The organism is Mesorhizobium sp. BHbdii, from assembly GCF_053848045.1.
The window spans coordinates 1-7,574 of the sequence record NZ_JBSPKX010000025.1; the positions used below are offsets into that span (position 1 = coordinate 1).

General features: G+C 59.4%; 7 protein-coding genes. 2 read left to right on the top strand and 5 right to left on the bottom strand.

Going from position 1 to position 7,574, the window contains the following annotated elements:
- Positions 1–448: 448 nt before the first annotated feature.
- From ACWTU8_RS31465 to ACWTU8_RS31480, 4 genes are all read right to left on the bottom strand, one after another.
- Positions 449–880, bottom strand: coding sequence for a PIN domain-containing protein (locus tag ACWTU8_RS31465; RefSeq protein ID WP_455851207.1), 432 nt, complete (start codon positions 878–880; stop codon positions 449–451).
- On the bottom strand, positions 877–1,176 hold the full coding sequence (locus ACWTU8_RS31470) for a hypothetical protein (protein WP_027155985.1): 300 nt from the start codon (positions 1,174–1,176) through the stop codon (positions 877–879). Before ACWTU8_RS31470 ends, ACWTU8_RS31465 begins: the two co-directional genes overlap by 4 nt.
- Positions 1,177–1,524: 348 nt before the next feature.
- A complete protein-coding gene (locus ACWTU8_RS31475) occupies positions 1,525–3,420 on the bottom strand; it encodes an ABC transporter ATP-binding protein (RefSeq protein ID WP_455851208.1) in 1,896 nt (631 codons plus the stop codon).
- A 349-nt stretch (positions 3,421–3,769) separates the two neighbouring features.
- Positions 3,770–4,078, bottom strand: a complete 309-nt coding sequence (locus ACWTU8_RS31480) for a hypothetical protein (RefSeq protein ID WP_455851209.1) — start codon at positions 4,076–4,078, stop codon at positions 3,770–3,772.
- A 134-nt stretch (positions 4,079–4,212) separates the two neighbouring features.
- Here ACWTU8_RS31480 and ACWTU8_RS31485 point away from each other — a divergent pair, with 134 nt between their 5' ends.
- On the top strand, positions 4,213–4,443 hold the full coding sequence (locus ACWTU8_RS31485) for a hypothetical protein (RefSeq protein ID WP_455851210.1): 231 nt from the start codon (positions 4,213–4,215) through the stop codon (positions 4,441–4,443).
- 672 nt (positions 4,444–5,115) lie between these two features.
- Here ACWTU8_RS31485 and ACWTU8_RS31490 read toward each other — a convergent pair.
- Positions 5,116–6,291: a heparan-alpha-glucosaminide N-acetyltransferase domain-containing protein gene (locus ACWTU8_RS31490; protein WP_455851211.1), complete on the bottom strand. Its 1,176-nt coding sequence runs from the start codon at positions 6,289–6,291 to the stop codon at positions 5,116–5,118.
- 855 nt (positions 6,292–7,146) lie between these two features.
- On the opposite strand from ACWTU8_RS31490, the gene ACWTU8_RS31495 reads away from it, so the two are divergent.
- Positions 7,147–7,407 (top strand): hypothetical protein, encoded by a 261-nt coding sequence (locus ACWTU8_RS31495; protein WP_455851212.1) that lies wholly within the window; start codon positions 7,147–7,149, stop codon positions 7,405–7,407.
- Positions 7,408–7,574 lie beyond the last annotated feature (167 nt).

Below are 7,574 nucleotides of genomic sequence, written 5' to 3' on the forward strand. Positions count from 1 at the left end.
TTCCATAACGCATTGCTTCCATGATGGTGGTTGTTTGCCGCTCGGCTGGGATTGAGGGCATCAAGCTTCTCGCATCGGTGCCGGCCGGGTGCTGGCCGAAAACTGTCCTCGCTTCTCGTTCCATTTGAGCGATGTTGCTGTAGTCTTAGCTCGGCAATCGTTTAGATACCCCGCCAAGCGGGCCGACCGGGGCCTGATCAGTTCTCACCGATCAGTTTTCCGGGGCGTCACGCAATGTCCGGGAAAACGAGCGAATTGCCTCCGCCTATGCTCACTTCGAGTATATCCGACATGTTGTTTTCAGCGTGATCGGAGTCAACCCCTGGCACAACGGGTAGTCTGGACTTGCGACAATCCATACCAAGCGAAGCAGCGCACCGGATCGAGAGTCAATCTCCTCTATCCGAGTCCAGCGTCTTGCCGTCCCAGCTTTCCTACCCCTAGCGCGTCACACCGCTCGGCGGATCGGATCGACGAATTGGAGTCCGGCAAAGTCCTTTTCGTTGTCTGTCACCACCACGCACTCGTTCGCGCCGGCGACAGCGGCTATGATCATGTCGAGCCCGCTACGTGGCTGGCCGGCCGCTTTCCCTTTCGCCATTAGCTGCGCCCAGATCAGCGCCGCCTTGTCGTCGAACGATAGGATACGGTTCGCAAACAGCGCCTGCGGCCCTTCAGACCCCGAGAACCACTTGTCGAGCGCGTCGCGGTTTTTGCCTCGTGGCTTCTCCAAAATACCGCGGCGGATCTCCGCAAGCGTCAGCGACGCGATGAACAGATCCTCGTCGCGCTGTGACGACATCCATGCCACGAGCGATTCCGATGGCTGCGGTTTGACAACATTACTGATGATGTTGGTGTCGAGGAGGTAGCGCGTCACAGGTCGACTTTGCGCCCCTCTTCATGGGGCCGGGAAAAATCGAGGTCCGCGCCCACCAGCGGCGAACGCCGCAAGGCGGCGAGGATTCGGCCAGGCTTGGGTGGCTCGCCAGCGATCGACCTGCTCACGGTCGCGCGAAGCTCTGACGCTTCGGGGGTATCCTCCGACAGGCGCCGGGCAAGGGATCGTATCAGATCGCGATCAGCGTCCCGACCGAGTACTTCGAAGCGCGCTAAGCCGCGCTGGGCAAGGCGGGAGCGGTAATGTTGGATGGCACGCTTCTGTGAATTTCCCATGGTGGCCTCCATCTGTTTCCAGTAATATAGCCAGGAACAAGGCTTGCACAAGGTAGGGGCGGTCCGTGCGGGCGCAACTCGGGGGGGCAGCAATGAGACGGAGGTGCTCGCTCACGTCGATCGACGCATTCCATCAAGGCGAAAAATTGCACCAAGACCTGTGCGGATGGCGTGGTTCGTCGGTTGTCAGCTACCGTCGGCATGTTTTCCGAGCGCCGGGCGAACACCTCCACTCTGTCAAACAGCAGCGCACTATCCACCCTGGAATCTGGCGCCCCCGATTGCACTTTGAGAAGAGCACGCTGGACCTCTGGAAGGGCCGTTCAACCCTGACGAGCCAATAGCCGCCTATCGAAAGCCCGCCGCCTGGAGTTCGAAGAGTTCGGCGTAGCGACCGGACTGCGCCAAAAGTTCCTCATGTGTACCCTGCGCCTCAACTTTCCCGTCGGCCAGCACCAGAACGCGATCGGCCATCCGCACGCTGGAAAAGCGATGAGAAATTAGAACCGATGTTTTGCCCTTGCTCCGCTCCTTGAAACGCCGGAACACCTCGTATTCCGAACGAGCGTCGAGTGCTGCCGTCGGTTCGTCCAGGATCAATAGCTCAGCATTTCGCATGTAGGCTCGAGCAATGGCAATCTTCTGCCATTCGCCACCTGACAGCTCCACACCACCCTTAAACCCGTTGCCGAGCATCTGGTCATATCCTTCAGGCAGCCTGCCGATGACCTTCGAGGCTTGGCTGCATTCGGCGGCGCGTTCTATGCGATCTCCATCCTTGCGCGCCGTGATGCGGCCAACCGCGATGTTGTCGTTAGCGGTCATGGCGTAGCGAACGAAATCCTGGAAGATCACGCCAATCGAGTTGCGTAGTTCATCCAGATCGTACTCGCGCAAATCCTTGCCATCGAGAAGGATCCGGCCCTCCTCGGGATCGTAGAGGCGTGTCAGCAGCTTAACCAGCGTGGTCTTCCCAGCGCCGCTCTCCCCGACGACCGCCACCACCTCTCCGGCCAGCAGCGCGAAGTTGAGACCACGCACCGCCCACCGCTCCGTTCCCGGATATCTGAATCCCACATCTTCGAAGACGAAGCCTTCTCGGATTGGAGAAGGGACGGGCAGCGGATTTTCGGGCGTCAGGATTTCAGGCTCTCGTTCAAAGAAGGAGAACAGGTACTTGAGGTACTCCACCTCAGTGGCGAATATACCAGCGAAACGGAACAGCACCGTTTCCAGCTCATTGCTCAGTTGCAGGAACGCACCGGCGAGGAACGTAAGGTCACCAACGGTGAAGTCCCCCTGCAGCGTACGCCACACGATGTAAGCGTAAGCGCCGTAATAGGCCATCGTGGCGAGGGCGGTGAAGACACCACTCCAGATTTCATTCCGTAACTCCAGCTTGCGCATTGCGGTGTAGAATTGCCGTGCAAGCGCGACATAGCGACTGATGAGAAAACGGCTCAACCCGAAAATCTTGACCTCTTTGGCCGCTTCCACGCTGGTTGCCGTAAAGCACAAATAGTCGTGTTCGCGCCGCTCCTGAATGCGGCTCCAATCGAGCGAGTATCTCCTCTCATTGAAATAGAACTCGCCAACAAACGCCGGCACCACTGCGATCAACAGAAGAACCATCAGCCAAGGCGCAATGATGAGAAGGGCCGCGGCGAAAGCAATCACTTTTACAATGCTCGCCGCGTGTGAAAAAAGGCCAGACAGCGCCATGGTGTCGGTTGTCTGCTCGCGCGCAGCTTCGAGATGGGCCTGAAATTCGGCGTCCTCGAAATCCTTCAGATCCAGCGTCGCGGCACGCTCCATGAGAAGGGCGGTTAATGCAACGGTAATCCGCTCGCCAAGTGTACCTTCAACGAGAGATCGGACGCGGCTCAACACATCGGTGATCACAGCCAGCCCGAACCCGGCCGCAATCAACAGTGCAAGCGGATGCAACCTCTCCCCATAAAGCGCGTCGGAAAGGACGGGCGCCCCGTATGGGATTTGGTGACTGACGTCGTCAATGATCAGCTTGCCTACATAAAGTATGCTGACGGGAAGCAGTGCATCGGCAAGCCTCAGCAACAATGAGGACAAGGTTAGATATCGGCTTGTGCGCCAAGCCATCGCAACATACAGGGCTATGACGCGAAACGTGCCGAGGCGCCTCTCCGTGGAGCGCACCCCCGGTGGCGAGGACGGATCGTGGCCAGGAGCAGTTGGTTGAGGATTGCCGCAATTCTGGCTCGTCATGCTAAGATCTCGCGTCTCTGATCCGAAGGATTAATGGACTGCTTCTTGCCTGCAGGTCGGTCATTCTGATTTCCATCGGGTATCCCAACCGAACTCCACCGCGGTCGGGCGAGCTGAGTTGGGATGTTTTCTCCTGAGCCGATGCAGGCTGGTTTGCCAATTTACCGCGCAAATGTCGTGCCAAGTGAAAGCACCTAAGCCTGGCGTACGAGGTGGCTGGATGAGCGGCCTGGCTTTTGCATGCAATGCCTTGACCTCCCGAACGCCTTGGTGCGGTGATGGGTCCGGGCGCGGCCAAATGCACCGCTCCTACAGCACGACCTCGAATCTGCAAGAACGCCAATTTCGTTCAGGGGTGAGGTACTCGGCATTCCATTGTCTTCGATGATTTTTTCAAAATACCGCGGCAGATATCCGGAAGCGTCAGCCACGCGACGAACAGATCCAGCCGCGCTGCGACGATCCATTGCATGAGCGATTCTGATGACTGCGCTCTGACGACAATTCGGATAAGGGTTGGTTGAAGCAGGTAACGTGTCCAGGTCGACCCTGCGCCCTCTTCGTGGGGCCGCGAAAAATCAAGATCGGTCCCACCAGCGGCGCCCGCTGGTATGCGGACAATCCCGCCAGCCTTGATACCAGCGATCGACTTGCTCACGGTCGCGCGAAGCTCTGAATCGGGGATGTCCTCCGACTGCCGACGGGCGGCCGATCGGATCAGATCGCGATCACCGTCGCGACCGAGAACTTCGAAGCGCGCTACGCCGCGTAGGCCAAGGCGGGATCACTAACATGGCGCTTACTCTCTGTAATGACTTCTGGTTTATTACCCCCAACATAGCCAGAAAGCAGATTCCGGCAGGGGCGGTTAATCCAGGCGTGCTGACCCGCGAAGCGACGCCAAACAATTCCACGCTGGCGAGAGCGTACAAGGTGCTGCAGCGCTTCAGGTTCGAGCGGGAGAGGCGGCTCAGTAACATTAAGTCAGAACCACTCGATCGCGATCCTATCGTACAGCAATGACCCATGGTCGAGACTTTGGAACTTCTAGGGATGCGGTCGAACGGGTGAACAGTGAGCGGGATCACGGGGAGGCGTGGTTTCGTCAAGCACGGCTTGAAGACGCCCGCGGTATCGCCGCCCGGCACCCTTGCCGACGCTTTCACCAGACCGCCCTTGACCGATGGCCGAGCCGATCCCTCTGGAGACGGAGCGCGGCGACCGAACCCGAAGCGTGTGGCCGGGCAGAGCCGGCGCCCGGCTCCAAACGTAGCGCGAGGGCTGCGGGTCGACATGCCGGCCGGAATCCCGCAACGACAAGGTGGGCTCGCTCCGGAACTCCAGATGGCCAGGACGAGCGCATGCATGGCCATAGGCCGGTACTGCCCATGACCCGTGCCGGTATCCGCGCTCCACGAAGAGCAGGCGCGTCTACTACGCCACAGGTCATGGGCATCCCGGCCCGACCCCACACGGCGGCCAACCGCGTCATCGCTGATCTCGTCACTCGCCAGAGCATGTTGCGTCCGATCGAATCGACGGGTTCTCCCACACGAGTATGAACAGCGGCTATTCGCGCCACCGTCGCATCTACACGAAAAGTTATCCGACATGCCGGTCAGTTCTCGGCGTAGTGGAACCGCAGGAGCTCCTCAAATGGCCGCGGATCTCGCATGCTGTTCGGTTGACGCAGTGCTAAGGCACGCAGCGAGACAGGTCTGCGGCTTTGCCCATCAGCGCCTCGAGCGGACCTCGGCCGAACGCGCGCCTCCATAACATTGCGAACGCACCGGTTGCGAGCACGAAGCCTCCCAGCACGTAGAGTGGCGATCCTGGCACTTCCGTTATTCCAAGCACCCAAATTCCCCATAGGTGCAGGACATAAGCAGTCAAGGACATAGAACCGACAGCGACGATTGGACCGGTCAGGACGCGAAGACGCGTGTCGGAAACGACCAGGCTGATCGCCAGAACCAGGAGGGCAACGCCGGTGTTTCCCAGGATCGAGAAGGTGGTCTCAGTGTGAGGTGAGGCCACCCACAACCAAACGGGCCCGGCCTCGAACGAGCGGAACCACTCTCCCGCATTCGACCACCAGAGATCGCCTATGTCCCCACCCTGCTCGGTGATCGCCTCTGCTACCCCAGGCACATAGTGCAAGGCGAGCGCAGACCCTCCATATCCAAGGACGGCGAGCGCTATTCCAGCGGTCGCCAACCACCGGCGGGTGGTTACCTTCGTCAGATTCAGACGTGCGACTGCCATGCCTGCGATGATGAATGGTATCCATGTGATGGCAGGGTACATCCCGCTGAGCAACAGGGTGACGAAAGGGTCAAAGGCCATCTCCTCATCCATCATCTGGTTGATCAGGAATGCTAGCTGAGGAAGCACAAATGCCGTGGAAAGCGCTATGGCTGCAAGGGTGACCGCATCCAGCCGGCAGAGTGGAAGAACCAGCAAAAAGCACAGCCCGTAATAGGCGAGGATCACCTCGACCGGCGTTCCGGTGGCCTTCAGCAGCAGACCTAAAATTAGCAGGATAAGTGCGCGTATCACGATTTTGGTGGCAGCTTGGCGGCCTGCTTGTCCTGTCTTGGGGATTCTTCCAGTGATAAGGACAAGGGAGAACCCTGCCAAGAAAGCAAAGAGCGCAGAAGAGCGACCATGAGCGAGTTCTAGAACGAAGCCGCTGACCCCCCCTTCGCTTGGATGGGGTGCGACATGTGCCGCGTACATGCCGAACACAGCCAATCCGCGCGCCAGGTCAACGCCGACAAGTCGGTTCGCCGGCGAGCAACGGCCCGAGTCGGCACCTCCTGCCACAGGGGCGCTAGCCACCAAGGCTGAGTTGAGTCGAAAAAAGGTCATGGCGTCCCCGAATGCGTTGGTATGCGCTGCCGGGCGGATAATCCGACGCGCGGTAAGCTCGTGTCCGCAAGAACCATGGAGAAGCGGTGAAGGAACAGGCCACCCTTGGCGAGGGAAGGTCGCGCTATCACGTCGACATGACTGCGGGTTTGGCGAGCGGGTTGGGATGATTTCTCCTGATTTCCGAGGCGGAGCCCCGGTCGTCGATAGGCACGCAAATGCCGTGCCAAAGGAAAGGCCGCTTGCAGCAACGGCTATGACCTTGAAGGCGTTGTCCGATAGCCGACAATGTCGGACATGCGACGACCTGAACGACTGACATCACGAAGTCAGGGGCGGCCGCTTTTTCGGCGAGTGATAGACAACGACCAGTTCAAGTAGCTGGCGAGCGAGCGCGGGAAGGCTATGGACTTTGCTCGACAGAGCTTCGGGTACGGCTCTGGCGTCGTGAATTGACGGGCTTAGAATAGAAGCGCCGAAAACGTGTTCGTGGTTTCCGTTCGGTGTGACCGGCCTCGTGTTGTGCCAGCAATCGAATACGGCCGATGAATAGCGGTTCTGTCTGGCTTCTGATGACCCGCCGCTCCGCGACAAATGGCAAGCTCGGTCTCCAAAAACCCGGCTTGTTGCGGCGAGCCTGCAGGCAAGAGCGATTTGGCTCTGCGCCTGCCGGCGCCGGACTCCTTGGATAGAAAAACGCTGTTCTATAGGGCTGCCGTGCGTCGGTGCTTCGCAGATTTGCAACTGGCGCGAGTCGGCCCTTGGCCAGTCGTCCCTTTTGGCGGCGGTATTCTCAACCTGGCAATAACCTGTGCTGGCCGCATTCGCCGACGAGGCCGAGCTGCGGATCGCGGAATGCGGGCCAGCCTGGAATGGAATCGAGCATACCAACCGCGCGATGTCGATTGCGGTACAGCGGTGTTTTCGGCGGCATTCTATGCCGCGTCCGCGCCGGACGAACTGATCGCCAATTGCCGATCGGTGCTCGAGCCGATCGATGTGGAGATCATACTCTACGACCAGGTGCGAAGACTATTCGGCGACCGCAAGGACCGTGAGGCTTGCCCGCAGAAAGGGCGATGGGGGTCTGGGTTGTATGCCCTCGCGCCAGGATGAATTGCGATCCTGTCGCTGAGCCCGTTCTCCTCCAGTTCCGAGGCCACCCCAATATGTTATCGCCAACCGGTGCGGCATCACGCGATTGCGTGAGGCTAGCTGATCAGCCCCAGGCGAAAAGCTTTCGCGACAGCATGCACGTTGTTTGTCACGCCGAGCCTCTCGCG

Bases quoted from the DNA above. Each gene is read 5' to 3' on its own strand.
- ACWTU8_RS31495 (WP_455851212.1), top strand. From the start codon at position 7,147: ATGCGGGCCAGCCTGGAATGGAATCGAGCATACCAACCGCGCGATGTC.
- ACWTU8_RS31470 (WP_027155985.1), bottom strand. From the start codon at position 1,176: ATGGGAAATTCACAGAAGCGTGCCATCCAACATTACCGCTCCCGCCTT.
- ACWTU8_RS31475 (WP_455851208.1), bottom strand. From the start codon at position 3,420: ATGACGAGCCAGAATTGCGGCAATCCTCAACCAACTGCTCCTGGCCAC.
- ACWTU8_RS31485 (WP_455851210.1), top strand. From the start codon at position 4,213: ATGGCGCTTACTCTCTGTAATGACTTCTGGTTTATTACCCCCAACATA.
- ACWTU8_RS31490 (WP_455851211.1), bottom strand. From the start codon at position 6,291: ATGACCTTTTTTCGACTCAACTCAGCCTTGGTGGCTAGCGCCCCTGTG.